At 48.7% G+C, this 25,630-nt stretch carries 24 protein-coding genes; 4 read left to right on the top strand and 20 right to left on the bottom strand.

Annotation, left to right across the window (positions count from 1 at the left end; all coding sequences use genetic code 11):
• Window positions 1-80: 80 nt before the first annotated feature.
• Window positions 81-800, top strand: coding sequence for a DUF2225 domain-containing protein (locus tag ACM6JA_RS27215; RefSeq protein ID WP_414854892.1), 720 nt, complete (start codon window positions 81-83; stop codon window positions 798-800).
• Here the strand turns inward: ACM6JA_RS27215 and ACM6JA_RS27220 are convergent.
• Together ACM6JA_RS27220 and ACM6JA_RS27225 are read right to left on the bottom strand one after the other, a co-directional pair.
• A complete protein-coding gene (locus tag ACM6JA_RS27220; protein WP_414854893.1) occupies window positions 797-1,624 on the bottom strand; it encodes a TrmH family RNA methyltransferase in 828 nt (275 codons plus the stop codon). The genes ACM6JA_RS27215 and ACM6JA_RS27220 overlap by 4 nt on opposite strands.
• A gap of 4 nt (window positions 1,625-1,628) precedes the next feature.
• Window positions 1,629-2,282 carry a potassium channel family protein gene (locus ACM6JA_RS27225; RefSeq protein WP_007728524.1) on the bottom strand — a complete coding sequence of 218 codons (654 nt, stop codon included), beginning with the start codon at window positions 2,280-2,282 and terminating at the stop codon, window positions 1,629-1,631.
• Window positions 2,283-2,453: 171 nt separating this feature from the next.
• Between ACM6JA_RS27225 and sspI the strand changes: the two genes are divergently transcribed.
• Window positions 2,454-2,690, top strand: coding sequence for a small acid-soluble spore protein SspI (gene sspI, locus ACM6JA_RS27230; protein ID WP_007728525.1), 237 nt, complete (start codon window positions 2,454-2,456; stop codon window positions 2,688-2,690).
• A 42-nt stretch (window positions 2,691-2,732) separates the two neighbouring features.
• On the opposite strand, the gene ACM6JA_RS27235 is transcribed toward sspI, so the two are convergent.
• From ACM6JA_RS27235 to ACM6JA_RS27280, 10 genes are all read right to left on the bottom strand, one after another.
• Window positions 2,733-3,863, bottom strand: coding sequence for a GerAB/ArcD/ProY family transporter (locus ACM6JA_RS27235; RefSeq protein ID WP_414854894.1), 1,131 nt, complete (start codon window positions 3,861-3,863; stop codon window positions 2,733-2,735).
• 13 nt (window positions 3,864-3,876) lie between these two features.
• On the bottom strand, window positions 3,877-5,007 hold the full coding sequence (locus ACM6JA_RS27240; protein ID WP_414854895.1) for a Ger(x)C family spore germination protein: 1,131 nt from the start codon (window positions 5,005-5,007) through the stop codon (window positions 3,877-3,879).
• Complete coding sequence (locus tag ACM6JA_RS27245) at window positions 5,000-6,160, bottom strand: GerAB/ArcD/ProY family transporter (protein WP_414854896.1); 1,161 nt, start codon at window positions 6,158-6,160, stop codon at window positions 5,000-5,002. Before ACM6JA_RS27245 ends, ACM6JA_RS27240 begins: the two co-directional genes overlap by 8 nt.
• Entirely contained in the window at window positions 6,157-7,698 is a 1,542-nt protein-coding gene (locus tag ACM6JA_RS27250) for a spore germination protein (protein ID WP_414854897.1), read from the bottom strand. The genes ACM6JA_RS27245 and ACM6JA_RS27250 overlap by 4 nt, the downstream gene beginning before the upstream one ends.
• A gap of 126 nt (window positions 7,699-7,824) precedes the next feature.
• Entirely contained in the window at window positions 7,825-9,105 is a 1,281-nt protein-coding gene (kynU, locus tag ACM6JA_RS27255) for a kynureninase (protein WP_414854898.1), read from the bottom strand.
• Between the two features lie 94 nt (window positions 9,106-9,199).
• On the bottom strand, window positions 9,200-9,583 hold the full coding sequence (locus ACM6JA_RS27260) for a DUF1294 domain-containing protein (RefSeq protein WP_414854899.1): 384 nt from the start codon (window positions 9,581-9,583) through the stop codon (window positions 9,200-9,202).
• 3 nt (window positions 9,584-9,586) lie between these two features.
• Window positions 9,587-10,204 (bottom strand): DedA family protein, encoded by a 618-nt coding sequence (locus ACM6JA_RS27265; RefSeq protein WP_414854900.1) that lies wholly within the window; start codon window positions 10,202-10,204, stop codon window positions 9,587-9,589.
• A gap of 174 nt (window positions 10,205-10,378) precedes the next feature.
• Window positions 10,379-11,047: a DNA alkylation repair protein gene (locus ACM6JA_RS27270; protein ID WP_414854901.1), complete on the bottom strand. Its 669-nt coding sequence runs from the start codon at window positions 11,045-11,047 to the stop codon at window positions 10,379-10,381.
• Between the two features lie 45 nt (window positions 11,048-11,092).
• Complete coding sequence (locus ACM6JA_RS27275; RefSeq protein WP_414854902.1) at window positions 11,093-12,871, bottom strand: B12-binding domain-containing radical SAM protein; 1,779 nt, start codon at window positions 12,869-12,871, stop codon at window positions 11,093-11,095.
• Between the two features lie 122 nt (window positions 12,872-12,993).
• Window positions 12,994-13,500, bottom strand: a complete 507-nt coding sequence (locus ACM6JA_RS27280; RefSeq protein WP_414854903.1) for a MogA/MoaB family molybdenum cofactor biosynthesis protein — start codon at window positions 13,498-13,500, stop codon at window positions 12,994-12,996.
• A 175-nt stretch (window positions 13,501-13,675) separates the two neighbouring features.
• On the opposite strand from ACM6JA_RS27280, the gene ACM6JA_RS27285 reads away from it, so the two are divergent.
• Together ACM6JA_RS27285 and ACM6JA_RS27290 are read left to right on the top strand one after the other, a co-directional pair.
• Complete coding sequence (locus ACM6JA_RS27285; protein WP_414854904.1) at window positions 13,676-15,118, top strand: PLP-dependent aminotransferase family protein; 1,443 nt, start codon at window positions 13,676-13,678, stop codon at window positions 15,116-15,118.
• Between the two features lie 86 nt (window positions 15,119-15,204).
• Window positions 15,205-16,551: a TrkH family potassium uptake protein gene (locus tag ACM6JA_RS27290; RefSeq protein ID WP_414854905.1), complete on the top strand. Its 1,347-nt coding sequence runs from the start codon at window positions 15,205-15,207 to the stop codon at window positions 16,549-16,551.
• A 70-nt stretch (window positions 16,552-16,621) separates the two neighbouring features.
• Here the strand turns inward: ACM6JA_RS27290 and leuB are convergent, their stop codons facing one another.
• The 8 genes from leuB to ACM6JA_RS27330 all read right to left on the bottom strand — a co-directional run bounded on the left by leuB (window position 16,622) and on the right by ACM6JA_RS27330 (window position 25,613).
• Window positions 16,622-17,716: a 3-isopropylmalate dehydrogenase gene (gene leuB / locus ACM6JA_RS27295; RefSeq protein ID WP_414854906.1), complete on the bottom strand. Its 1,095-nt coding sequence runs from the start codon at window positions 17,714-17,716 to the stop codon at window positions 16,622-16,624.
• 78 nt (window positions 17,717-17,794) lie between these two features.
• The gene (locus tag ACM6JA_RS27300) at window positions 17,795-19,333 is read right to left on the bottom strand and encodes a 2-isopropylmalate synthase (RefSeq protein WP_414854907.1); all 1,539 of its coding nucleotides are present in this window, start codon (window positions 19,331-19,333) and stop codon (window positions 17,795-17,797) included.
• 56 nt (window positions 19,334-19,389) lie between these two features.
• Window positions 19,390-20,412: a ketol-acid reductoisomerase gene (gene ilvC / locus ACM6JA_RS27305; protein WP_414854908.1), complete on the bottom strand. Its 1,023-nt coding sequence runs from the start codon at window positions 20,410-20,412 to the stop codon at window positions 19,390-19,392.
• A 56-nt stretch (window positions 20,413-20,468) separates the two neighbouring features.
• On the bottom strand, window positions 20,469-20,975 hold the full coding sequence (gene ilvN / locus ACM6JA_RS27310) for an acetolactate synthase small subunit (RefSeq protein WP_007728554.1): 507 nt from the start codon (window positions 20,973-20,975) through the stop codon (window positions 20,469-20,471).
• Window position 20,976: 1 nt separating this feature from the next.
• Window positions 20,977-22,713, bottom strand: a complete 1,737-nt coding sequence (gene ilvB / locus ACM6JA_RS27315; RefSeq protein WP_414854909.1) for a biosynthetic-type acetolactate synthase large subunit — start codon at window positions 22,711-22,713, stop codon at window positions 20,977-20,979.
• A 597-nt stretch (window positions 22,714-23,310) separates the two neighbouring features.
• Window positions 23,311-24,450, bottom strand: a complete 1,140-nt coding sequence (gene sat, locus ACM6JA_RS27320) for a sulfate adenylyltransferase (protein WP_414854910.1) — start codon at window positions 24,448-24,450, stop codon at window positions 23,311-23,313.
• Window positions 24,432-25,133, bottom strand: a complete 702-nt coding sequence (locus ACM6JA_RS27325) for a phosphoadenylyl-sulfate reductase (protein WP_414854911.1) — start codon at window positions 25,131-25,133, stop codon at window positions 24,432-24,434. Before ACM6JA_RS27325 ends, sat begins: the two co-directional genes overlap by 19 nt.
• 237 nt (window positions 25,134-25,370) lie before the next feature.
• Window positions 25,371-25,613, bottom strand: a complete 243-nt coding sequence (locus ACM6JA_RS27330) for a hypothetical protein (RefSeq protein ID WP_414854912.1) — start codon at window positions 25,611-25,613, stop codon at window positions 25,371-25,373.
• Window positions 25,614-25,630: the final 17 nt, after the last annotated feature.

The following is a 25,630-nucleotide window of genomic DNA, read 5'->3' on the forward strand; positions in this document are numbered from 1 at the left end:
AGCGAACTTTCAATTCTACAAATGTTACATATCAAGAGAGTGTTCATGTGTATGTTACCCATTCGAAAGGGGATTTTGACATGATTGATAATGTTTCCGCCCTTTACGATAAGACAAGCAACTGCCGCCACTGCCAAGCGACCTTTTCGACTAAAAGGATCAGAAGCGGCACGTTGACGATGCTTCATCGCGACAGCGATTTTTATACCACTTTTAAAGAGCAATCTTTAAATCCCATTATATATACCGTCAATGTCTGCCCTGAATGCGGCTTCGCCTTTACGGATCAATTCCGGGACAAGCTCGCCCCTTGGCAAAAACAGATTGTGGATGAACAAATCTCCTCGAAATGGACGCCAAAAGATTTTGGCAATGTTCGCCATGTACCAGAAGCCATTGTCAGCTACAAACTGGCCATTTATGCAGCTGAGCTAACGGATCAGCCCCATTCCGTAAAAGCGGGTTTGTATTTGCGTCTCGCATGGCTTTATCGATTCCAGAAAAATGTCGCGGAAGAAATGCGCTTTATCGATATGGCTGTGGAGGAATATGAACAATCGTATATTCATTCCGACTATACACGCGGCGACAAGGAAATGACCGAAGTCCGCTTGCTGTACTTGATTGGTGAACTCTACCGCAGACTCGAAAAGTTTGACTTAGCCATCAAGTATTTCGGCAAAGCTCTAGCTTTTCGCAACCACACCATTGAGAGCGGCATTATCCGGATGGCGCAAGATCAATGGCAGCTCGCGCGCGAAGAGTACAAAGAGAAAAAAAGTGAGCAAAAGATCGGCTAAGCATGCCGATCTTTTCTTTTGCGTTGTGCCTCGTATACAAAAATTCCTGCCGCGACTGCTGCATTCAATGACTCTGCGCCGCCATAAAGCGGGATGTGAACGAATTGATCTGCCCTGGTAAACATCTCTTTGGAGACGCCTCTTCCTTCATTTCCGATTACCATTGCCGTCAGACCAACATAATCAGCCTCGTCATAGGAAACACTGTTTTGCTCCAAGGATGAGATCAGAACTCGCCCTCCCTTTGCCTTCCATTCATCTGCCGTCTCGACTAACGACTGTGTAAAGACCGGGATGCGGAACAGTGCCCCCATTGTGGCCCGTACCACTTTTCCATTGTAAATATCGACACTGCCACTTCCAAGTACGACACCATCAACTGCTGCCGCTTCTGCTGTACGCAAAATCGTGCCGAGGTTGCCCGGGTCTTGTATTTCGTCCAAAAAGAGGAGTAGCAAGCTACCTTGTTCCTCTCTCTTCTTATCTACCCATTTTGCCCAATCTACTGCTGTTTTTTTCACTTCGGCCACAATTCCTTGCGGCGACTTTGTTTCGGACAGCTTCGCCAGCACTGCTTCTGATGCCGCAATGACCTGAATAGATTCCGGATGATTAGCCAGAGCACGCTGACAGGCAGGGTCCATGTCACGCTGTAGATCGTAAATAACGGTGACTACCTCCGCCCCGCTTTTTAACGCCTCCTCTACCAGATGCGCCCCTTCCACGAGAAAACGCTGCTGCTCTTCCCGTCCTTTCCGAGACAGCAACTGGTGCAATCGCTTTACCAGAGGGTTTTGTACCGAAGTAATGATTTCATTTGTCATAAACCTATGCCCGCTCCTCAAATTCGCGTAAGTCTTTGTTGTTCCCGATCACCACAAGCACGTCGCCGTATTGGATGACTTCATCCGGGCTAGGAGCGATGTTGAATTTATCTCCGCTTTTGATGGCAATAACGTTGACCTCGTATTTTTTCCGAATATCCAGTTGCCGCAAGTTTTGACCGACCAGCTTGGACGACACGACTACCTCCGCCACGCTGTAGTCCTCTGCCAGCTCAATAAAATCAAGAACGTTAGAGGAGATCAGATTGTGGGCGACCCGCACCCCCATGTCACGCTCAGGGAATACGACACGGTCAGCTCCTACCTTGTACAATACTTGTCCATGACGTTCATTCTGTGCTTTTGCCACGATCTTTTTGACACCCAAGTCTTTCAGCGTCAATACCGTCAGGATGCTCGCCTGAATATCGACCCCAATGGCCACGACAACAACGTCAAAATTGCGAATGCCGATTTCCTTCAAGGCGCGTTCATCCGTAGAATCGGCTGCTACCGCATGCGTTACGTATTGAATATTTTCGTTAATACGCTCCTCGTTCTCATCTATTCCCATGACTTCATAATCCATCTCGTACAGCGTTCTCGCCACGCTAGAACCAAAACGTCCCATCCCGATAATGGCAAATTGCTTGGACATGTTAATCTTCCCCTTTACGGAACTTACCAATAACAAGCATTATAGCACAACAAAAACATCCGCCACAAAATGCTCATGAACGTTTTGTACGAAATGCATGGTATGCGCAAAACAGCGTTTACAAATACTATTTCTTGAATTCATTCTCACAAGAGAGGTGCAAGCACGGTCATGAATATTGCCTCACTCAACTTACGTCAAGCGATCATGTACAAAATGCAAGGCTCCGATCCAAACGCAGTGGAAGAAACCATCAGTGATGCCATCTCTAGCGGTCAGGAGAAGACTCTCCCAGGTTTAGGCGTTTTGTTTGAAGTTCTGTGGCAAAACAGCGATGCTTCCTCACGTCAATCCATGATTACGACTATCGCGGAACACTTGCCTGAGCAAGCCGAAAAACCGATCTAACCACATCTTCTTCAAAAAGCATAACTACAAAGGGAGGGACTCTTATGTCCCTCCCTTTTCATTGTTTACTTCCCGGCCTTTATTGAACTGATTGCGCATGAATTGGGTGATTGCCAGCAAGATGGGAATGATGATAGTTATCAAAAATCCCACGACAGTCAAATGCTGTGTATAAGAAAACAGCTCCACTATATTTTGCGGTAGTAATGTTAGGAAAGATAGGGGCACCATGATCACAATCGCGGTGATTTGTTGAAAACGAATGCCTTTGCGAAACCAGCGCCGCAGTGAAAAAATCGTCGCGTAAAGCATATTCCCGATCGTTGTAAATACAGTAGCAACCCATATCGCAAGAAAAGCGGACTCAAAACGCTCCAAAAACCAGCCGGTTCTCTGCGTTACCTTGACCAGTTCAAGTGTAGGCCAAACCAGCCTCTGCAATTCTTCATAGCCAAATACAGTAATGCCTGCGACAACTGTGATCACATAAACGACAAGAGCAAAGCTCATACCTGTCATGCTGGCTACCCCTAGCCTTGCCCCGGGAATAGCGAAGGCAAAGTAAACCATTAACAGCTCATACCCGGTGTAGAGCGTATACGTATTCAGACCCGTTTCCATGACATGTGTCCATGACTCTAGTTGGAATGGCAATAAATTGTACCAATCTGCGTTCATGAAGGAGACGAGCGGAATCAAAAGAGACGGGAACAGGAGGAAAGGAATCAACAGCTCATTTACCCTTGCCACAACTTCAATCTCATGACAACAAAGAAACATGACCAACAATAGCAATGTGATGATAATTACTTCCAGTGGCGTTTGCGGCAATACGGAGGTCACGACGACTTCCCCGAACAATCTAACTGTGATTCCCGCATTGAGGAACTGATAGAGAATGAAAAGAAACACACACAGGGTACCGATGGCAACGCCAAATATCCTCGGCATAAATTCGACAAAGGTAAGGCCAGGAAACTGGTTACCTAAATAAACGATAGCCGCCACAGCCACGGATGCTATCAAAGCACCTGCTATGGGTCCCAACCACCCCATTTGAAGAAGAAGTTGGGTTGCCGTTCTCGGGATGATGAGGATACCCACCCCGATCATCGAACTGATCATAATGCTTGTCAGTTGCCAGGTACCAAAATTACGTTGCTGATTCTCCACAGTGATCGCTCTCCTATTGCATTTCCATACCAAGACGACGCAGCTTGATTGTGTATTTAACACGAACCGGAAAATCCCTGAAATCTTCCTTCCAATTGTGAGTTTTCCAGTAGTCTTGGTAATGCGTCGCACGCAGTGTAAGGCCCAGTTTCAAAATGTCACTATTGTACTGCTTTTGTAATTGCTGCAATAGCTTCTTTGCGCGATTTTCCATTTCTTTTTGGATAAGCGCTTGCATTTGTAAGACGAATTGCTCCGCCGGAATTTTCAAGTCTTCAGTGAGTTCGACAATATCTCCTTGGAGCTCGCAATGATAGGTAGCGGAAGAGGATTTGTGAATGATCACCTTTTTTTTTACAAAATGCGGACGAAAACCCACATATCCGTTCTTGGTTTTCGGCAACGGGATCACAATGTCTCCACCCGGTTTTTCATTGCGCAGCTGGAGCAATATCCATGTATGCACGTGATCCAATATCCCCACCATCTTGTGTCCGCGAAACACAGCAACCCCTTTCCAACTCACCTCATTCTTACTTGCCTCTACATAATTCAAAAACGGCTCCATGGTTAGATTAGAGGTCTGATTGAAATAGTCGCCCAACGTTTGGTCCGGAATTCTTCCTAATTTCATGCCATTTTCGATCAGCCCCATCATATAGACGACTGGAATCGGCTCGATCCTCGGCTTGATTTCTAGCAGGGTAGACGCTTTGCCCTTTACGACGATCGGCCACAGGAGTCGCCGTATTTGCGGTTCGCGACGAAAGCTGTCCATGATGTCTTGGATTCCCTTTTTAGCGACCTCCTCACTTACGGCAAGAATACGGGTATGTCCAAGAAACAATCGCTGGTTCAGCCGCATTTGCAAGTTGTTGGCAGCGTCTGTCACCGTTCTTCCTGTCACGCTCATGATTTTCACGGCATCTGCATTATTTCCTCCACCCTTCCCGCTACTCCCTGCGATTTTGATGGGAATCGGAATTTGGACGGTCAGTTTGTACAGTTTTTCATTTTTTTCATCCTGATCAATCGCAATAGCCAACACCGATGCGCGTTCCTCTAATTCACGTCTGTCCCAGCACCCTGTCAGAAAGATTGTACAAATGATCAGCAAAGCGAAGTATCTAAGAGACTTACCCATCGATATTCCGCCCCTCTCGTCGGGTCACCATGTCACGGATAAGGATTGCTACCCAGTAAACGACAGGGATCAGCAAATTAATGACCAGACTAGACAACCCCAGCAACGACGACCACTTAAATACTTCTGTAATGTTTTGTGGAATAAGGGCAAAAAAGAATAATGGGACGAGAAGGGCAGCAGCCACGATTCTTTGAAACCTGATTCCCTTGCGAAACAACTGTCTCAGTGAATAAACAACCGCGTAATACGCATTGGCTACAGTAGTAAATACAGCCGAAACCCACACTGCCAAAAAAGCGGACTCCAATCGCTCCAAGATCAATCCAGGCACCTGGGTCGTCTTGACCAATTCAAGTGTCGGCCACGTCACCCTCTGCAACTCTTCGTACCCAAATACCGAAATGCCAGCCACCACAATTAACATGTAGAGCAATGCTGCAATTAACAAACTGTAAAATCCCGCTAATTCTCTGTTCGTGTTTTGTTGCGCATAGGCGAAAAAGACGAACATAATTTCAAAACCGGAATAGGAATAAATTCCTTCGTATACTCCCTCAACCATTGAACGGATTGACACATGATTAATCGGCAGGAGATTCCCTAATTCCGCCTTTTGGAACGACGCAATCGCGATAAAAAGAAGTGGAAAGATAATAAGAGGAAACAGCAGCTCGTTCACTCGCGCTACTACTTCCACCTCATGCATGCACAAAAATAGCACCAGCAAAAACATCGTGATAAGCATAACTTCCAACGGAGTCTGCAAAAGAACGGAAGTCACAACCACTTCACCAAATACACGCGATACGACTGCCGTGGAAAAATACAGGTAGACCAGATAGATACAAATCCAAGGGAGACTGAATACTTTGCCCACCCAAGGCCGTCTGGCAGATCCCCATACCTTGTGACTATATTCAATAAAGGTTTCCCCTGGGTAACGCCTGCTTAATTTGACAATTAACCATAAGGAGACATACGCACCTGCTGAGCCAATCAGAGGAGCGATCCAGCCTGCCTCAAATAATTTCGAGCTGGTTGTGCGAGGAAGGGTCAATACGCCGACACCGATTAAGGTACTTGTGATGAGACAAATTTGCTGCCACATCGATAGAGCCTGATGCCAACCATGCCCCTCCCTCCTGTTCATTTCTGGTTCTCCTCCTCTCTCATCCGGATTTTATCTTGAACATGAAACATCATCGGTCTTGTTTTCATAAGATGATGCGGGGCCCGTACGAACAAGTCCTTCATTCCATTCAGGTTGAGCGGACTGAGCGGGCTCATATAGGGTACTCCAAACGATTTCAGTGAAGACAAGTGGATGAGGATAACGATCAAAAACAGCATAATACCATAAAGACCAAACATCCCTGCCAAGATCATAACCGGGAAGCGGAGCATGCGAATGGCAATCGCTGCACTATAACTCGGGGATGCGAACGAGCCGATTGTCGTCACAGCTACGATGATCACCATGACAGGACTGACAAGCCCGGCCGTTACCGCCGCTTCTCCGACCACGAGTGCTCCAACAATCCCGATCGTAGGACCTATAGGCCCCGGCAGCCTTACGCTCGCTTCCCTCAATATCTCAATGGCCAGCTCCATAATCAGGGCTTCGATTAAAGAAGGGAATGGAACGGTAGATCGTCCTGCCGCCATTGCAATGACCAGCCGAGAAGGGATCATCTCTGGATGAAACGCACTAAAAGCGATATAAAGTGACGGCAACAGCAAGGCGATACTGATACTAATAATCCGAATGAAACGAATCAAGGTCGCGATGTAAAATCGCTCGTAATAATCCTCGGGACTCTGATAAAACTGCGAAAATACAGCCGGAGCAATCAATCCGAACGGAGTACCATCTACCAGAATGCCTACCTTCCCTTCCAAAAGATTGGCCACTACTTTGTCAGGACGCTCCGTATTTTGAATCTGCGGGAATGGGGACCATCTCCGATCCTGGATCATTTGTTCGATGTAGCCGCTCTCCAGTACAGAATCCACACGAACATTACTCTCTATTCTCGCAATCACTTCCTCGACCATCGGGGGATACGCAATGCCGTCGATGTGCATGACGTAAATGTCAGTCTGTGTTCGTTCACCGACAACCATATGACGCACTCTGAGATTGGGGTCCTTCAAGCGGAAGCGGATCAGCGCTGCATTCACGCACAACGTTTCACAAAAACCATCGCGTGGCCCTCGTACGACTGACTCCGTCTGAGGCTCTTCCACTGAACGCCTGTCCCAACCTCTCGTATTATTCAAATAAGCATTTTGACACCCATCGATGATCAGTACCGCACATCCAGACAAAATATTTCGGACGATCTGCCTCAGTTTGTCTGTCAAATCCAGCTCATTTGTCGCCGGATCATGATAGGTGATATCGGGAGTCGTCATATAGCGAATAATAAAATCACTGATGACATTGCGATCCACCATGCCATCTATAAAAACGATAGCGGCTTGAGCCTTCGACTTTGTTTGAAAACGACGAACGACGAGATCGTCACACTTTCCAAACTGCGCTTGAATCAATTGGATGTTTTCTTCCACATTTGTCGTGAGCGCAACATCCGATACACTTTCCATACTCTTGTCAGAGTGCTGCTCCAACGTTTTTGACTGGAGGGCTTCTTTTCTTTTTTGCCATGCTTGAAAAAACTGGTTCAAGCTGCTCACCCTTATCCATGGAATGTATCCTGCCTACAGGTACGGATAGTGTGCCCAATAATGGAAAGGAAATCCCGTAAAAGGCGTATTCAAAAAGAAAAACAGGTCCAACCTAAGTCGGACCTGTTAAGCAACTACCTCGCGCTTGTTCTCAAATTTCTCGTAGCTCTTCTCTTGCATGATCGTCTTTAAGATCTGGATACTTTCCCAAACCTCTGTATAAGTCGTATAGAAAGCAACGGGGGCTAATCGGATGATGTTTGGTGCACGAAAGTCAGGAATAATGCCCGCTTCCTTCAAGGCCTTGCATATACGTATGGCCTCATCATGCTCAAGACTGACATGCCCACCTCGGCGATCATCCTGCTGTGGGTTCGCAATCGTAAAACCCATGTCTGCTAGCTCCACCTCGATCAAATCCATCATGAAGCGCGTTAAGGCGAGCGACTTGGTACGAAGCTTTTCCACGGGCACCTCCTGGAACATTTCCAAGGAACCAAGCAGTGGGGCGAGACTCAGCATATGCGGGGTACCAATCTGGTAAGCGCCCGCACTTTCGCAAGCATCCAGCGTATGTTCCATATCAAATTGCTTATCCTTTTTTGAACTGAACCATCCCGCCAATCCAGGAGCCCTGCCAAAATGCTTGCGGTTGACATATAGGCTGCCCACGCTTCCGGGCCCTGCATTTACGTATTTGTAGTTGCACCAGTATGCAAAGTCCACTCCCCATTTGCTGAAGGAATGCGGTATCGCACCTACAGAGTGACATCCGTCAAAACCAATCAGAATGCCTCTCTCATGTGCGGCTGCTGTCAATCGCTCGATATCGAGCAGCTGGCCGCTGCGATACAGGACGGTCGGGAGGACAACCAGTGCTACTTCATCCGACATCGCATCGATAATGTCCTCTTCTTCGATCAGGCGGCCATCTCTTGACGCTACCCGAACCAAATGCTCTTCCGGGTCCAGTCCATGGAGCTTCATTTGACTCTGGAGTGCGTATATATCGGTAGGGAAATCCAGCTCGGTTGCAATCACCTTCGTCCTCTTCCCAACCGGATGATAGAAGGTAGCTGCCAGCTGATGGAGGTTGATCGTCGTAGAACCCGTTACGATCACTTCCTCGGGGCTTGCCCCTACAAGTGCTGCGCTCATCTCTCCCAATTTCTCCGAGAAGAAAAACCACGGTTGGTTACCCGTTGTCCAGCCTTCCACACCCAGCTCCTTCCAAGACTGCATCAGATCCATGACACTCTTTTCCGCTCTTTTTGACATGAGGCCAAGCGAGTTTCCATCCAAATACAGGCTCGGAAGCAGATAAAACTCTTCGCGATAGCTCGCGAGTTCGTCCTGTGCATCCAATTGCTGTGCGTACGCTTTCGTTAATGGGCTTGATTGAGACATAGCTACCTCCTCAGCTTGTTCTATCGTTACCTCTATTATAGGCTGAATTTTCAAACAAGAAAATCCCATTTGCAAAAAGAAAATCTCGTGCCACCTACGACACGAGATTTTTATCCAAGTATAGTTGCGTTAACCAAATGACTAGCAAGATTTGCGCGATGCAAAAGAGCGGGACCAGGATGAGAAAAGAGATATGCTTGGTTTTATGTCGTTGAATAAGCATGCCCTCAAGCGCACCGATCCCTCCTCCTAAAAATGCGACCAGGAAAAGGCTCAGTTCCGGAACCCGAAAACCTTTTTCCTTAGCCAGACGCTTGTCTGTCTGCATCAAGTAATAAGCATAGCCATTCAGCAGTAAAGCTCCTGCCGCCAACACCCAGATATTCGAATTGAAGTATCCTACCAAGAGGAGGACCCAGCTTATGACGAGCACCAGCACGAAATTGCGGCGATGGGCAGCTAATTGTTGATGGTACATTTCTTAATCTCCTTTTGCCCGATATGCCCGACTTCCCATAAACTGCTTGCGTACGAAGAATACCACACCCAAAACAACCACAATCACCAGCAAAGCGTAGAAACCGTATTTACGGATGACTTCGATAATGGCTTCCACATTATTACCGAATACATGGCCGAGAAAGTAAAAGGCGATAGTCCAAACCAACCCGATCGGATAAGACAGCATCGCATAACGACGGAACGTCATACCGCCAAGCCCAACCAAATAAGGCACCACATGGCGGACAACCGGAAATAAGTAGCTGATGCAAAGAGCAGTAGTACCATACTTCTCCAGCAAGCCCGTTGATCGATTCACGGCGTTCCTCATTTTCTCGGTTTTGCAAAGCCATTGCAATATCGGTTTCCCAAAATACTTTCCAAGTAAAAAGCCAATCGTCAATCCGGAGGCAACCCCTAAATATCCCGCTAAAAAAGAATACCATGGGTTTAGCACGCCGATGGAGGCAAGAAATCCTCCTGTAGCGACAACCAGCTCATCGGGAATCGGCAAACCTACAATCCCCAGCCAAAGCAGGAAAAAAATCGCTACGTAGCCGTATTGCTCTATGATTGACATCAGCAGGTCGACTTCCATGAGGCAAAATCCCCTATCCTTGCCACAGTGCGGTCATTTCTTGACATACTAGCAGCTATGGCATCGCACGATATCTGACTCTATGTATTACGTATGAACCTCAAAAAAAGGTACTTGTTTATTTTGCAATAGATTTACGTATTTTATCAAGCACAGATACGCCAGACGACTCTATCATGATAGATGTTTGAGCGCTTCACGCCTGGACAAACTCGCGAGTGGCGTTGCTTCCACAAATTCACGTACAGCATTAGGATTTGTTTTCGCATACTCTCTCAACGCCCAGCCGATTGCCTTCTGAATAAAAAACTCTTTGGAATCCGCACATCTCTCCACCAAGGAAAAGAGCAGCCGCTGATCTGTCTTGTCTTTGTATGACAACTGAAATAATATCGCCGTTCGTTGCAGCCACATGTTGGTTCCATTCATCCAGGCTGTCGTATTCGATTCGATCAGTTCGGGATGTAAGGCAAACAATCTGCCCGTTGTATGGGAAGCCAAATAATCCACGGTATCCCACCACGATTTTGTCGTGATGAGTTCGACAACAAACGGGAGATGGTCAGGGGTGAGACGCTTTTTGGACTTCTCGAGTACGTCAAGCGCTACATACTGGTACTCTCGCGCTGGCAAAGCCCACAGGGAACGAACGACCTGCTCCCAATTTTCGGGTACGCCATAATCACGAAAGATTTGTTTGGTCAGTTCTTTGCGCTGTGGTGATTTGATCCCCAGAAAAGGAAAATGATTTTTCATGTACTGCTCCATTGGACCAGCCACATTCGAATCACCATGTGCACGCAACAGTTCCTCGACAACCTCCGTATACTCGCTTGCGTTCATCTGCGTCTCCTCCCCCCTCCCCAACTCATCTGATAATCCGGTAGTTTAGCCTGCTGCTTGGACGTCCTGCTTGACGACAGCAAAAGCATTTTGCTCTTCATCTTTGTACGGATAATACACGACGAGTGTAAAATCTCCCTCGACAAACTCACCGGTCTCCATCCATTTTTCAATGTCAAAGGTCACCTTGGCAGTCAGCGTGTGCTTGAAGTAATCTTTTTCCAATGCAGCATGTGCCGCAAAATCATCGCGGAGTCGCTCACGCTGCTCGGTTAGGACAGCGAAAGTCTGTTGCATCTCTTCCTTGTCCATGACATCCTCCCACCACAGCTTGCGCGGGCGATGCTTCTGGTTGCGCAGGAAATCGAATTTCATCATGCTGAGCACATGCCCCATACCGTCCACTTGCTGGAATTGCAAAAACTTCTGCAAGCGCATGAACAAATCCTCTAATTGATGACCGATACGGCTCCAGCCTTGATTTTCCCAATAGTCACCAAATGTCTGGAAGAAGTCAAAAGCCGTTTCGAACTGATTCGCCAACAGCCACTCCACTGTATAGTCCATCCGGTGCGCATTCCAGTACTTTTCCAGAATGTCTTCTACACGCTTGATTCTTTGCATGTCATCAAAGGAAAGGACGTTATTCCCCAAAATTTCGTAAGGAGCCTCATCCATAAAAACATAGCCATGATTAGCCGCACGCGCACGAACGCCTGTCCCACGAAGCATTTTCAAAAAGCCGAGCTGAAGCTCTTCCGGGCGTAGACCAAACACGTCATTGAAGGTTTTGCGGAAGGATGCATAATCTTCCTCAGGCAAACCAGCGATCAAGTCCAGATGCTGATCGATTTTTTTCGAATCCTTGATCTGTGTCACTGTACGCGCAAGACGATCGAAGCGCTGAATCCGCTGAACAAGGCGGTTGGTCTCATCATTTGTGGACTGAACCCCAATCTCGAAGCGGAAAATGCCTGGCGGTGCGTTCTCGGTCAAGAAGTCGAGAACGTCCGCTCGCAAAATGTCTGCTGTGATCTCGAATTGAAAGATCGTTCCGTTGTGGTTGTCGATCAAAAACTGAAAGATTTCCAGCGCATATTTTTTATTGATGTTAAACGTGCGATCCACAAACTTGATCGTTTTGACGCCGTGATTGATCAAACGCATGAGATCTTCTTTCACTCGTTCCAGACTGAAATAGCGTACGCCATCTTCAATCGAGGACAGACAGTATTGGCATTTGAACGGACAGCCACGGGAAGCCTCAAAATAGACGACGCGGTTGTTCAGTTCGTCCAGATGGTCCGCATATGGCGAAGGAATGCTGTCCATCTCTTCAACTTGCGCACGCGGCATGGAAAAACGCACGTACTCCTCTTCGCGATATGCGATTCCGGCTACATCACGCAGGCGTGGAGGCTGCTTGGTTTGCAATGATTCCTGATACACCTGCAAAAGCTCCAAGAAGGTCTGCTCCCCTTCACCAATGCAGATGACATCGATTTCAGGATGCTTCTTCATCCATTCATCCGCATCATAGGTCACTTCTGGTCCGCCAAGGATAATCGGAACATCCGGGCAAATCTTTTTCAGCGTGCGCATGACACTGAGCGTCTCGCGAATGTTCCAGATATAACAGGAAAATGCAACGACATCGGGCTTGCGCTTGTGTATATCTGCTACTATATTTAACGTCACATCGTTGATGGTATACTCCGCCAGCTCAATCGAAGGAAATGCTTCCTGGGCATAGCTTCGCAAATAACGCAAAGCGAGTGAGGAGTGAATAAACTTGGCGTTTAAGGTCGATAGTAAAATCTTCATGGATGGGTCTACTCTCCTTGCAAAATTCGGCACCAAAAAACCATCTGCAATCGATGGTTCATGGTCTGACCGATCTTTTTCCTTTCGTAACAGTACCATACGAGACTACTAACGGCAAATCGTTAACGATTTAATTCGCGCACCACATGCCCCAGCTCTGGCACGATCAACCGATTCATCGCCAGTCTCACCGCACCTGTCGAGCCTGGCGTGGAAAAAATCATTTTCCCTTTCCGCGTCCCTGCAATCGCACGACTGAGCATCGCTGCGGAACCGATGTCTTCTGTAAAGCTCAACATCCGAAACAGCTCGCCAAATCCCGGCATTTCCTTATCAAGCAAGCCAGAAACAGCCTCAAAGGTATTATCTCTTGGCGAAATGCCAGTACCGCCATTGAGAAGAATGACTTGAACGTCGTCATGTGCGATTCCCGCTTCGATTGCCGCAATGACTTGTACAGGCTCGTCCTTTACAATTTGATAAAGCGCAATGCTGTGACCGGCTTCAGTCAGCAGCTGCTTCATTAACTGTCCGCTTTTATCTGTATCCTCTGTCCGGGTATCGGAAACGGTTATGACCATGCATGTGACTTGCTTGGGCGATAGCGCCTTGTGTTCCTGCGTACTCATCCGTAATTTCCTCATTTCTTCAATCTATGTCTATTTCTCATGATACCATGTTCGGGTTTCCAATACCCTCGTCGTTCCGGCAACAATTTCTTCACTCCCTATACCCGAGATGCTTCTCTTTCCTATATAATGCTGATGACTGCTATTTTTTCGACAGACTAGGAGGCGTGCGCGAATGCCAGAGCGACCTTATTTTTCTTTTCATTTCCACAAACAATCGCACACACCGATCTATGTACAACTCGCTGAACAATTAAAGACAGCGATTCTGCGTGGTGCCTTTCTTGTAGATGGACAACAATTGATATCACTGCGCGATATGAAAACAATTAGCGGCTGCTCGTTGGAGACAGTCAAAAAAGCATACGATCATCTTGCGTTGGAAGGCTGGCTGGAAGCTGTGCACGGCAAAGGCTATTACTTGACGCAGCTTGCCAAAGAAGCTCGTTTGGAAAATCGCCTCCCGCTCACAGATATTCCGATCGCTTCCCTGGCTGATTCCTCCCCTCGTCCCAGCGAAGAGCTGGTGAAGCGATTGCGCGGTGCTTTTTACGAGAGCCTGACCGTATTGGATGAACCGTCCGCGCAAAAGAAAATCAGGCGTACACAAGCTGCCAAAGTGTTTGCCGATCACCTCGGCCGCCGGGGGCTTCCTCACTCACCTGAGCGCCTCCTGCTTTTTAATAGAAGCACGAGCGGCTTCGCCTTTCTTGCGCAGCGTGTCATGAATTCACGTGATGTCGTCTATGTGGAGGAATACAGCTATCCTGTATTTCTTCGCCTGTTGAGCCAGTGCGGAATTACCGTTCGCCCGATTCGCATGGATGAAGAAGGCGTTTGTATTCAAGCTCTCACGGAAGAGCAGGAGCATTACCCGGCGAAGTGGCTTTTGATTAACCCGCATTATCAATTCCCTACAGGCATCAGCTATTCGTTAAAACGAAAGGAAGATCTGCTCGAATGGGCGCAGAGCCATAACGTACGTCTTGTGGAAAACGACCATTATGGCGATCTCTGGTTTGAAGAACCGAGTGTTCCCCTGTACCAGATGGCTGCGCAGGTAAAAAGCCCTGTGGAGGTCTACTATCTGCATTCGTTGTCCAAAACGTTGGCTCGTGATCTGCAATTGGGCGTGCTGATGCTTCCTTCTGATTTATCGGATGACGAGTTGGAGCGCTACAGTCAGCTCGTTTCCATGACAGGAGCAGAGCCATCCTTGCTCGTCGTGGAATCCGCCGTTCGACTCCTCGATGATCCGTGGTTTTATGAAGAGTTTCTGACGGATCGTCGCGCCCTGTTCCAGACCCGCTTCCTGCGATTGTGGCAGGAAAGACGCCAGGCACTCCCCGAACACGCGCGAATGTACCCCATTTCAGGTGGCTTAAATACGTGGATCAAATGGGGCACGCCAACCACAAGAGCAACCGAGCAAGAAGAGAGAGTCGTCGCTATTCTTCGAGAGGAGGGGCTCGAACTGACTGGCGGTCATGCTTTTCGCGTAGCGGATGAGCCTGCGGATATTCTGCGCTGCCCGGCTGTCCGTTTCCCGCTTGCTCCACTGGAAGAGCGAGAATTGAAGCATTGGCTTCACCGATTGGGTGCTGCTCTTCTTCGGTAAGTTTTCCAAGGGAAATGCCATACTAAGGGATGGGTTTCCCTTCTTCTTATACACTAGACTCGAAAAAAGCCGAGGTATAACCTGCTATGATTAAAAAAATCGTAGAAAAGCTTCACCTTGATCCACCAAAAACGCTTGTACTTGGGTTTGCCTTAATTATTTTCCTGGGAGCGCTGCTTTTGACACTCCCGGTCGCTACAGTTGATGGACTTGGCCTTCATTGGCTTGATGCTCTGTTTACAGCCACCTCTGCTACGTGTGTAACAGGCTTGGTTGTCGTCGATACTGGAACGACTTTCACTACCTTTGGTCAACTCGTCATTTTGTCACTCATCCAAATTGGCGGACTTGGCTTTATGACCTTCGCTACCTTTTTTGCTCTGATTATGCGTAAAAAAATCTCATTGCGTGAACGGCTCATCCTGCAAGAATCGCTGAATCAGATATCGATGGAAGGCGTTGTACGTTTAGCCAAGATGATTTTGATTTTTACTGCCGTCACTGAATTTATAGGCGGAGTGCTTCTCTCTATTCGTTTTGCATTTGACTTTCCTCTGTCAAAAGCGATCTACTTCGGCTTTTTCCATGCAATTTCTAACTTTAATAACGCTGGGTTTGACCTGATGGGCGATTTCGCCAGCTTAACTGCTTATGTAGCGGATCCGCTCGTTAATCTCGTCGTCTGTTTGATGATCATTCTTGGCGGTATAGGTTTCATCGTTGTGAGTGAGTTATACGATTATCGTCAAACGCGTCGCCTGTCTTTACATACGAAAGTGGTACTGGCAACAACCGGTCTCTTGATCACGGCAGGGACCGTGCTTATCTTCATTTTGGAGTATAACAATCCAAAAACGTTACAGCCCCTTTCCATGATGGGCAAAGTGCTTGGCTCCTTTTATCAGTCGGTTACACCTCGTACGGCAGGTTCGAACACATTGAATATCGGGGATATGTATCAGTCTTCGCTTTTCCTCATTATTATCCTGATGTTCATCGGTGCTTCTCCTGGCTCGACGGGAGGCGGTATCAAGACGACGACATTTGCCACACTGATTGGTGCTGTTATCGCCCAAATTAAAGGGAAAGAAGATGTCATTTTCTTCCGTCAACGCATCCTGCCTCATATGGTCTACAAATCACTGACACTGACCATGATCGCCCTGTTCATTGTACTTGTCATGACGATGGTGCTCTCGATTACGGAGACAACCGCACGATTCGAGATGATCCTGTTCGAGGTCACTTCCGCGTTTGCTACGACTGGGCTATCTATGGGGCTGACCCCTCATCTGACTCCGATCGGGAAAACGCTGATCGTATTGACGATGTTTGCCGGTCGTTTGGGGCCACTCACGATTGCCTTTGCCCTCGCACAACGCAAGCAAAAGGAATACTTCCGTTATCCAAAAGGAAAGATCACGATCGGATAAGCCGTATAAAAATGGAGAAAACCCTGCCAAAGCACCCGAAGGACTTTGGCAGGGTTTCGTTTTGTATGATTTACTGTTTTTGCCACCGTTTGGACAGCTCGTCGCGAACCAGTTGGCCCATCTCGATTGTACCAATCGCTTTGCTTCTGTCTGCCGCGATATCGCCAGTGCGATGTCCTGCTTCCAGTACGGACCAAACTGCGTTTTCCACTGCTGCTGCCGCTTCATCCATACCGAGCGAGAGACGAAGCATCATCGCTACGGACAGAATGGTTGCCAGCGGATTGGCAATGCCTTTTCCAGCAATGTCAGGGGCAGAACCATGAACCGGTTCATACAGGCCAAAGCTGCCTGCTGCCAGACTCGCCGAGGACAGCATCCCAATCGAACCAGTCAGCATCGCTGCCTGATCGCTCAAGATGTCGCCAAACATGTTCTCCGTCACGATGACGTCAAACTGTTTTGGTTCACGCACGAGCTGCATCGCGCAAGAGTCTACCAACTGGTGAGACAACTCTACATCTGGATAGTCAGCCGCTACTCGCTCAGCTACCTTGCGCCAGAGGCGGGAACTTTCGAGGACGTTTGCTTTATCTACAGATACGAGACGCTTTTGGCGTTTGCGCGCAATGTCGAAACCGACTCGAATGATTCGCTCGACTTCCGCTTCATGATAGATGCACTGATCTTCTGCGACTTCACCGTTTGGACCGTCATAGCGTTTTTTCTCACCGAAATAAATGCCCCCGGTTAGTTCACGTACAACGATCAAGTCAACGCCAGAAACGACTTCTGGCTTGAGGGAGGACGCATCCACCAGAGAGCTGTGCATGGTAGCTGGGCGAATGTTCGCAAACAAACCGAGCGCTTTGCGAATGCCGAGCAGCCCTGTTTCTGGACGAAGATGCCCAGGATTCTGATCCCACTTCGGTCCGCCAACGGCTCCCAAGAGCACAGCATCCGCTTGCTTTGCCAGCGTTACCGTTTCTTCTGGCAATGGTGTTCCATCCGTATCGATTGCGATACCACCGATCCGGCCTTCTTCACATGTAAAAGTGACATCTTCAAGTTCCCCTACGAGTGTAAGGACTTTGACTGCTTCCTGCATGATTTCTGGTCCAATACCGTCTCCAGGAAGAACGGCGATGCGATAGTTTTTCTTCATCGTTTATCCCGCTTTTCTATACGTAATGGTTTCCGAACGCTGCTGGTTCCTATGATCCTATCCACATTTGACCTATCTTTATATCGTTGCACTGACGGGCATAGGCTCGCCACGACGCTCCATGATCTTGTTCACTGCCCGTACATAGGCGATTGCGCTCGCTTCCAGCACATCTGTACTCACACCGCGGCCGGTAACGATCAGATCGCCCTGCTGCAGACGGACGAACACTTCACCCAGCGCATCTTGCCCGTGAGTAACGGAAAGGATTTTGTAATCGACGAGGGTAACTTCTTCTCCGGTAGCGCGGTCAATCGCTTTGTAGATGGAATCAACCGATCCATTTCCACATGCGGCTTCTTCGCATACCGATCCGTCGGCACGAACCAGTCGCACACTCGCTGTCGGAACGGAAATGTTGCCGTAAGCGAGCTGTATGGATTCCAGCTGGAACGCTTCTGGTCCGCGAACCATCTTGGAGTCGACCAATGCGAGGATGTCGTCATCCGTGATTTCTTTCTTCTTGTCGCACAATACTTTGAACGCTGCAAACGCTACGTTTACCTCTTCTTGCTCCAAGTGATAGCCCAGATCAACCAACTTTTCTTTGAAAGCATGGCGTCCAGAGTGCTTGCCAAGAACCAGTTTGTTTGACTTGAAGCCGACCGATTCCGGACGGATAATTTCGTACGTAGTGACTTCTTTTAACACACCATCCTGGTGAATACCGGACTCGTGCGCAAAAGCATTTGCCCCCACGACTGCTTTATTTCCTGGCACGATCATCCCTGTCAAACGGCTCACCAGCTGGCTGGTCCGTGCGATTTCTTTCAAATTCAACTTGGTCGTCGCCTGGTAGTAATCCTTGCGCGTCTCCAATGCAAGCGCCACTTCTTCCAGAGCAGCATTTCCAGCGCGCTCTCCGATTCCATTGATGGTGCCCTCAACTTGGGTAGCTCCACCCTCGACTGCAGCGAGACTGTTGGCCACTGCCATCCCGAGGTCATCGTGGCAATGGCAGCTCAGTCGAATCAGATCGGTAGAAGGTACCCGTGTTTTCAGCTCACGGAAAATGTTTCCGTACTGGTACGGCGTCATGTAGCCAACCGTATCTGGAATATTTACCGTAGTAGCCCCTGCCTTGATAACTGCCTCTACAACCTCTGCCAAAAAGTCGATCTCGGTACGAGCCGCATCCTCTGCGGAAAACTGAACTTCCGTAAAGTACTTTTTCGCATAGGTGACCGCTTCTACCGCCCGAGCAAGGACTTCTTCCTTGCTCATGTTCAGCTTGAACTGACGGTGAATCGGAGATGTTGCGAGAAAGACGTGGAGGGAAGCGTTTTGTGCGTTGCGAAGCGCTTCGTATGCCTTATCCATGTCGTCTTTTACGGCACGAGCCAGACTGACGACGGTTGCATTCTTCACCCGTTTTGCAACTTCGGCCACAGACTTTTGGTCACCTGGGGAGGCAGCAGCGAAGCCCGCCTCAATTCTGTTTACGCCCAGCTTCTCGAGTTGAAGGGCGATCTCCACCTTTTCGTTCGTGCTAATATTGACGCCCGGAGACTGCTCCCCATCGCGCAGTGTCGTATCAAAAATCTCAATGGTCCGCATGAACTTTTCACCTCCACATTTTTCCCTACATTATATATAGATTTTCCACACCGCAATTATTGGTCGATTTTCGCTTCTTCTTTTTTCGTATCTTTGTTGATCCAAGACATCATGCCACGCAGCTGCTCCCCTACCACCTCGATACCATGCTCGGATTCCAGACGGCGACGGGAAGTGAAGCCAGGACGGTTTGCCTGGTTTTCCAAGATCCAATTGCGAGCAAATGTACCGTCTTGGATTTCTGCCAGTACTTTTTTCATTTCTTTGCGAGTTTCATCTGTGATGATGCGACGACCTGTGCTGTAGTCACCGTACTCAGCTGTGTCACTGATGGAGTAGCGCATACGAGCCAAGCCACCCTCGTACATCAGGTCAACGATCAGCTTCAGCTCATGCAAGCACTCGAAGTAGGCGATCTCAGGAGCATAACCTGCTTCCACCAATGTATCGAATCCTGCTTTTACCAGCTCGCTTGCTCCACCGCACAATACTGCTTGCTCACCGAACAGGTCTGTTTCTGTCTCTTCACGGAAAGAAGTTTCGATTACGCCTGCTTTTGTGCAACCGATACCGCTGGAGTAGGCGAGTGCGAGATCTTTCGCGTTGCCAGTTGCATCTTGGTAAATTGCGATCAAACCAGGTACGCCGAAGCCTTCTTGGTAAACGCGACGAACCAGGTGACCCGGGCTTTTTGGCGCTGCCATGATTACGTCTACATCAGCTGGTGGCACGATTTGCGCGTAGTGGATATTGAATCCGTGAGAGAAGCAAAGTGCAGCGCCGGATTTCAGGTTTGGAGCGATCTCGTCGCGGTATACTTGTGCTTGACGCTCATCTGGCATCAAGATTTGAACCACGTCAGCCCGTTTGGTTGCTTCTGCTACTGTCAGAACTTCAAAACCGTCTTTTGCTGCAACATCCCAAGATTTTCCTGGTCGAAGACCCACAACTACTTTATAACCGCTGTCGCGCAGGTTTTGTGCTTGTGCATGACCTTGGCTACCGTAACCGATGATTGCGATTGTTTTACCACGCAGTACCTCTTGTTTTACGTCCGCTTCATAATACATTTTTACCATTTGTATAGCCTCCCTAAAAATGTTTAGTTTGAATTTTTATTCTGAAATTTGGCAATTTAAACCGTTGCTGCGGCTGTTGCTGGAACAATACTGCGCGCCATCGCTACTGAACCTGTTCTTGTCAATTCAATAACGCCGTAGCTTTGTAATAGTACGAGCAGCGCATCAATCTTTTCGGTGTCACCCGTTACTTGCACGATTAGTGAGCTAGGACCCACATCGACGATCGCGGCACGGAACGGCTCGACAATTCCGTTTAACTCTGCCAGCTGGCTAGGCGATGCCGTCACTTTAATCAGTGCCAGCTCCCGTGAAACAAAAGAGTTCTCACTGAGATTCGTGACTGAGATGACATCGATCAGCTTGTGCAATTGCTTCATGAGCTGATTGATTTGGCGGTCATCTCCCCCGGTCGTAATGATCATCCGGGACAGCCCCTGTTCTTCCGTGCCTCCCACCGTAATGCTGTCGATGTTGAAGCCGCGTTGGCCGAACAGTGTCGCCACTCTGGTCAAAACACCTGGTTGGTCGTTGACGAGTACGGAAATGGTATGTTGCTGCATCCTAATCGTCCCCCAATTCCATTTGATCTAGTGTGTTGCCTGATGCAACCATCGGATATACGTTTTCTTCCTGTGCAACTCGGAAGTCCACCACGACTGGTCCATCATGCGCAAGCGCCTCTGCCCAAACTGCTTCGGCTTCTTCCGGCGTGCTTGCTCGCAAGCCTTTTACGCCATATGCTTCCGCCAGCTTGACAAAATCCGGGCTACATGTCAGATCGATTTGGCTGTAGCGATTATCGTAGAAGAGCTCCTGCCATTGACGTACCATTCCCAAGCACTGGTTGTTCACAATCGCTACTTTGACCGGAATGTTGTATTGGGAGACGATTGCCAGTTCCTGGTTGGTCATCTGGAATCCGCCATCCCCTACGACGGAGATTACCGTGCGATCCGGGTGAGCGATCTGTGCACCAATTGCTGCCGGGAAGCCAAAGCCCATCGTGCCGAGACCACCGGAAGAGATAAAGGAGCGCGGGTGCTTGAACTTATAGTATTGAGCTGTCCACATCTGGTGTTGTCCAACGTCTGTTGTGACGATCGCTTCCCCATCTGTGGAGTTGTACAAGAGTTCAATGACTGCTTGAGGCTTCAATACGTCGCCATCTTTTTTGTACTTGTACGGATATTGTTCTTTCCACTCTTTCAACTGGCTGATCCACGCTTCTGAATCACAAGCTTTTGCGAGCGGAATTGCTTTTGCCAGCGTGCTCTTCACGTCGCCCGCTACTGTGACGGCTGTCTCTACGTTTTTCCCCAGCTCTGCTGGATCGATGTCGACGTGTACGATGCGGGCTTTTGGTGCGAACTCTTTCGTGCGTCCCATCGTGATTCGGTCATCAAAGCGTGCTCCAAGACCAATCACACAATCTGCATTCAAGAGCGCTTGGTTCGCTGAGTAATTTCCGTGCATCCCTGGCATTGCCAGCGACAGCTCGTGTGTTCCAGGGAAACCGCCCAATCCCATGAAGGTGTTGATCACCGGGATGCGTGTTTTTTCAGCAAAGTCGCGCAATTCTTTCTCTGCTTGAGCTGCAATGATTCCCCCGCCCGCCAAAATGACTGGACGCTTTGCTTCGCTAACGGCTTTTACAAACTCTTGTACTTGTTCGTCGCTTGGTACGAGTGAAGCGCGGTAGCCGCGAATCTCCACTTTATCCGGGTAGGTAAATGGTGCCTTCTCATTAGCGACGTCTTTGGGAATGTCGATCAATACCGGGCCCGGACGACCGGTTGTCGCGATGTGGAAAGCTTCCTTCACAATCCGTGGAAGATCGCGAATGTCGCGAACAAAGTAGCTGTGCTTCGTAATTGGGATGGTAATTCCCGTAATGTTCGCTTCTTGGAACGCGTCGGTACCAATCAGCGACTGTGCCACGTTACCTGTGATGCAGACCAGCGGAACCGAGTCCATCTGAGCGGTTGCAATCCCCGTTACGAGGTTCGTTGCTCCCGGACCGGAAGTGGCGATACATACACCCGGTTTGCCTGTTGCTCGGGCATATCCGTCAGCAGCGTGGATAGCGCCTTGCTCGTGGCGAGTCAAAATGTGCTTGAAGTAGCTCCCGTACAGGGAGTCATAAATGGGGAGCACCGCACCGCCTGGATAGCCGAAAATGTATTCGACCTGCTCCAGGATTAAACAGCGCAGCAGCGTTTCTGCTCCTGACACTTCTTCCCCGAACTGAATCGGTGGAATGCCGTTCTTTTTCTGCAATTCGGCCATTTCAACACTCATTGACCTCTCCTCCTCCCAATTCTCAACAGGTATTGAAAATAACTATAGACACATAGAAAAACCCTTTCGCCCCGACACGGTTTTATTTCCATGTCTTTTGGGGCGAAAGGGTTCGCGGTACCACCCAACTTTATCGGCGCCTCACGGTCAGCCGATCTCAGCCAGTCACAACAAATGTGGACTGTAACACGTTAACGGGTGTTAAGCGGTTTGGCCTACTACCTGCAAAGCAAGTTTCAGCTAAACGGCTCAGAGGTGAGCAATGCGACGTACCCAATACCCATTTCTCAGCATCAGGGCTCTCTGTAAAAGGGGTAACGCGCACCATCCTCGTCATGGCCTACTATTAAAACAATTTTTTCAATATTGTTGTTGTCAGAATAAAGTGTTACGTCTGATTATAGCTAGGCACCTAGGGGGTGTCAACGAAAACAAAAAGATTTTACTGGACTTTCGTCCGAACGAATGCTCAGTTGGAAATGGCTTTACAGCGCGGTTTTTGCGTGAAAGCGGATACAAGAAAAAGAAAACTTGTCCAGTTTTTCACAACGGAAAAAGGACAGCATTGCCGTCCCTCTCCTGCTTTTCGGTTCCGTTTTATTGCGAGGATGTCAATCCCTCTATCAAAATCGTTGCGACTTCCGGGCGTGTAAATTCCAGAGGTGGCGTGATCCCGTTTCTCAACATTTCCCTCACTTTTGTTCCCGATAAGGTCATATGAGAGTCTTTGTCATGCGGGCACGTCTTGGTCGTTGCCATCCCTTGGCATGCCTTGCAGTAAAAGCTGTGTTCAAAAAAGAGAAGCTGGATACCGAGCTCACCTGACGCAAACTCGGAGAAGATGTGCTGCGCATCATACGTGCCGTAATAATCGCCTACCCCTGCGTGATCGCGGCCGACGATAAAGTGAGTACAACCGTAATTTTTTCGTACCAATGCGTGGAAGACAGCCTCACGCGGACCCGCATATCGCATGGCAGCTGGAAAAGCTCCGAGAAGTACACGGTTGTGCGGATAGTAATTTTCCAGAAGGGCGAGATAGCTTTTCATTCGCACTTGTGCAGGAACATCGTCTGATTTCGTTTCCCCCATCAATGGGTTGAGAAAAAGGCCATCGACAATCTCCAATGCCGCCTTTTGAATATATTCATGCGCTCGGTGAACGGGATTGCGCGTTTGGAAACCAACGACCGTTTTCCAGCCATTTTCTCGAAATCTTTCTCTCGTTTCTGCCGGCGTCAAATAAAAATCCGAGAAGCGCTCAGGCCGTGGCTTTTGCAGTATTTCTACAGGCCCACCCACGTATAGATTTGGCTTTTCAAACAGCTTTTTCACACCGGGGTGAGCGAGATCCACCGTGCGAAAAACGAGCTCTGCCTCACGCCTTTTATCTGGCACAAAGCAGCTATTCACCTGCAAAATCGCATAGTCCACTCCATCTTCCCCACGTAAAAGAATACTGTCACCAGGCAAAAGATCGTCGTGCACATCTGCATCGACAGCCAATGTCACTGGCAACGGCCAAACAGCTCCATTGGCTAGACGCATCGTTTCCACCACAGTGTGGTAATCCGCCTCTTCCATGAATCCAGTTAACGGAGAAAATGCTCCGATGGCAAGACATTCGATGTCCGACAGGGTCCATTTGTCCACGATAATGGCTTTTTTGATCCCGTGCGGCAAGATCGTTTGCTTCACATCTTTCCCTCCTGCGCTGTTCATTTGTGCAGACCGCATTCGGTCTTTTCGAAGCCAGCCCACCGACCCGACCGAGAATCCTGGCCAGGCATGACAGCTCGCGTGCATGTTCGGCAGCCAATGCTTGGATAGTTCCGGTCGTGCAATGGATTGTAAGGGACATCATGTGCATGGATATATTCCCACACCTGGGCCTCCGTCCAATCTGCTAGCGGATTGAATTTAACCAGGTTGAATTTTTCGTCCCACTCCACTTTTTTTGTATTCGCTCGGGTAGGGGATTGCTCGCGGCGAATGCCTGTAATCCACGCCTGATAGTTGGACAGGACGTGTTTTAACGGCTCTACCTTCCGAATCTCACAACAAAGATTCGGTTCTCTCTCCCACAGTTTGTCTCCGTGTTTTTCTGCCTGCTCGGTTAGCGTCAGCTGTGGCTGCACTTGAATAAATGTCGTGCCGTATCTGGCTTGCAGCTTGTCACGCGTATCATACGTTTCAGCAAAATGAATGTTGGTATCGAGGTAAAATACAGAAATGGTGGGAGCCAATTTGTGCAGCATGTCGATTAAAACGACATCTTCAGCGCCAAAGCTGGCAGCTAGGATCAGACTGGCTGCATAGTTTTCCACGGCGTTCACAAGTACGTCCTGCGGCGCTTGAGCTTCCAGTCGGCTTGCCCATTCCTTTATTTCCTCATCCGCCATTTTCTGGCGATTGCTCATCAGCGAAGCTCCTCTCTTGCTAGGATTCACCCACCATCATATGCCTAGTGACTGGAAGTGGCGCATCGTCCACCTATATCCAACTCGCCCAAACCAAACGGTCATGATCGTTTGGTTGACCACAAGCGGTCGCATCCACTTTTCTGAAAGACGTCGAGATGTTTCGATCCCCCGATGAGAGGGGACGTTTTTCACAGAAAAAAACCGCCAGACATGGTCTGACAGCTTCCTGCTGCTTTATTTTTCATCTTTTTCGTTTACTGCCGGGGCGAAAATAAACGAAGGGCCGATTTGTTGCGTCTTTTTGGCATAGGTTACTTGAACGGTTTGAACGGTTGGTATCGCATATGAACCAGGGGTTACGAAGGAAGGCGGCACCGAGTAAGAATCATCCTTGTCTTTCGCAAACGCTCCTGGCACGAACATCGCTGAACAGACAACTGCTGTTACACCCATCATCATCCATTTTTGTTTTCTCATCTATGTCTCTCTCCCTA

It is taken from the genome of Brevibacillus sp. IT-7CA2 (genome assembly GCF_949767855.1).
In the GTDB taxonomy this organism is placed as follows: Bacteria; Bacillota; Bacilli; order Brevibacillales; family Brevibacillaceae; genus Brevibacillus.

What these genes read in the sequence shown, in the direction of transcription:
- ACM6JA_RS27215 (WP_414854892.1), top strand. Translation starts at nt 81, where the DNA reads ATGATTGATAATGTTTCCGCCCTTTACGATAAGACAAGCAACTGCCGC.
- ACM6JA_RS27220 (WP_414854893.1), bottom strand. Translation starts at nt 1,624, where the DNA reads ATGACAAATGAAATCATTACTTCGGTACAAAACCCTCTGGTAAAGCGA.
- ACM6JA_RS27225 (WP_007728524.1), bottom strand. Translation starts at nt 2,282, where the DNA reads ATGTCCAAGCAATTTGCCATTATCGGGATGGGACGTTTTGGTTCTAGC.
- sspI (WP_007728525.1), top strand. Translation starts at nt 2,454, where the DNA reads ATGAATATTGCCTCACTCAACTTACGTCAAGCGATCATGTACAAAATG.
- ACM6JA_RS27240 (WP_414854895.1), bottom strand. Translation starts at nt 5,007, where the DNA reads ATGGGTAAGTCTCTTAGATACTTCGCTTTGCTGATCATTTGTACAATC.
- ACM6JA_RS27245 (WP_414854896.1), bottom strand. Translation starts at nt 6,160, where the DNA reads ATGAACAGGAGGGAGGGGCATGGTTGGCATCAGGCTCTATCGATGTGG.
- kynU (WP_414854898.1), bottom strand. Translation starts at nt 9,105, where the DNA reads ATGTCTCAATCAAGCCCATTAACGAAAGCGTACGCACAGCAATTGGAT.
- ACM6JA_RS27260 (WP_414854899.1), bottom strand. Translation starts at nt 9,583, where the DNA reads ATGTACCATCAACAATTAGCTGCCCATCGCCGCAATTTCGTGCTGGTG.
- ACM6JA_RS27265 (WP_414854900.1), bottom strand. Translation starts at nt 10,204, where the DNA reads ATGGAAGTCGACCTGCTGATGTCAATCATAGAGCAATACGGCTACGTA.
- ACM6JA_RS27270 (WP_414854901.1), bottom strand. Translation starts at nt 11,047, where the DNA reads ATGAACGCAAGCGAGTATACGGAGGTTGTCGAGGAACTGTTGCGTGCA.
- ACM6JA_RS27275 (WP_414854902.1), bottom strand. Translation starts at nt 12,871, where the DNA reads ATGAAGATTTTACTATCGACCTTAAACGCCAAGTTTATTCACTCCTCA.
- ACM6JA_RS27280 (WP_414854903.1), bottom strand. Translation starts at nt 13,500, where the DNA reads ATGAGTACGCAGGAACACAAGGCGCTATCGCCCAAGCAAGTCACATGC.
- ACM6JA_RS27285 (WP_414854904.1), top strand. Translation starts at nt 13,676, where the DNA reads ATGCCAGAGCGACCTTATTTTTCTTTTCATTTCCACAAACAATCGCAC.
- ACM6JA_RS27290 (WP_414854905.1), top strand. Translation starts at nt 15,205, where the DNA reads ATGATTAAAAAAATCGTAGAAAAGCTTCACCTTGATCCACCAAAAACG.
- leuB (WP_414854906.1), bottom strand. Translation starts at nt 17,716, where the DNA reads ATGAAGAAAAACTATCGCATCGCCGTTCTTCCTGGAGACGGTATTGGA.
- ACM6JA_RS27300 (WP_414854907.1), bottom strand. Translation starts at nt 19,333, where the DNA reads ATGCGGACCATTGAGATTTTTGATACGACACTGCGCGATGGGGAGCAG.
- ilvC (WP_414854908.1), bottom strand. Translation starts at nt 20,412, where the DNA reads ATGGTAAAAATGTATTATGAAGCGGACGTAAAACAAGAGGTACTGCGT.
- ilvN (WP_007728554.1), bottom strand. Translation starts at nt 20,975, where the DNA reads ATGCAGCAACATACCATTTCCGTACTCGTCAACGACCAACCAGGTGTT.
- ilvB (WP_414854909.1), bottom strand. Translation starts at nt 22,713, where the DNA reads ATGAGTGTTGAAATGGCCGAATTGCAGAAAAAGAACGGCATTCCACCG.
- sat (WP_414854910.1), bottom strand. Translation starts at nt 24,450, where the DNA reads ATGCGGTCTGCACAAATGAACAGCGCAGGAGGGAAAGATGTGAAGCAA.
- ACM6JA_RS27325 (WP_414854911.1), bottom strand. Translation starts at nt 25,133, where the DNA reads ATGAGCAATCGCCAGAAAATGGCGGATGAGGAAATAAAGGAATGGGCA.
- ACM6JA_RS27330 (WP_414854912.1), bottom strand. Translation starts at nt 25,613, where the DNA reads ATGAGAAAACAAAAATGGATGATGATGGGTGTAACAGCAGTTGTCTGT.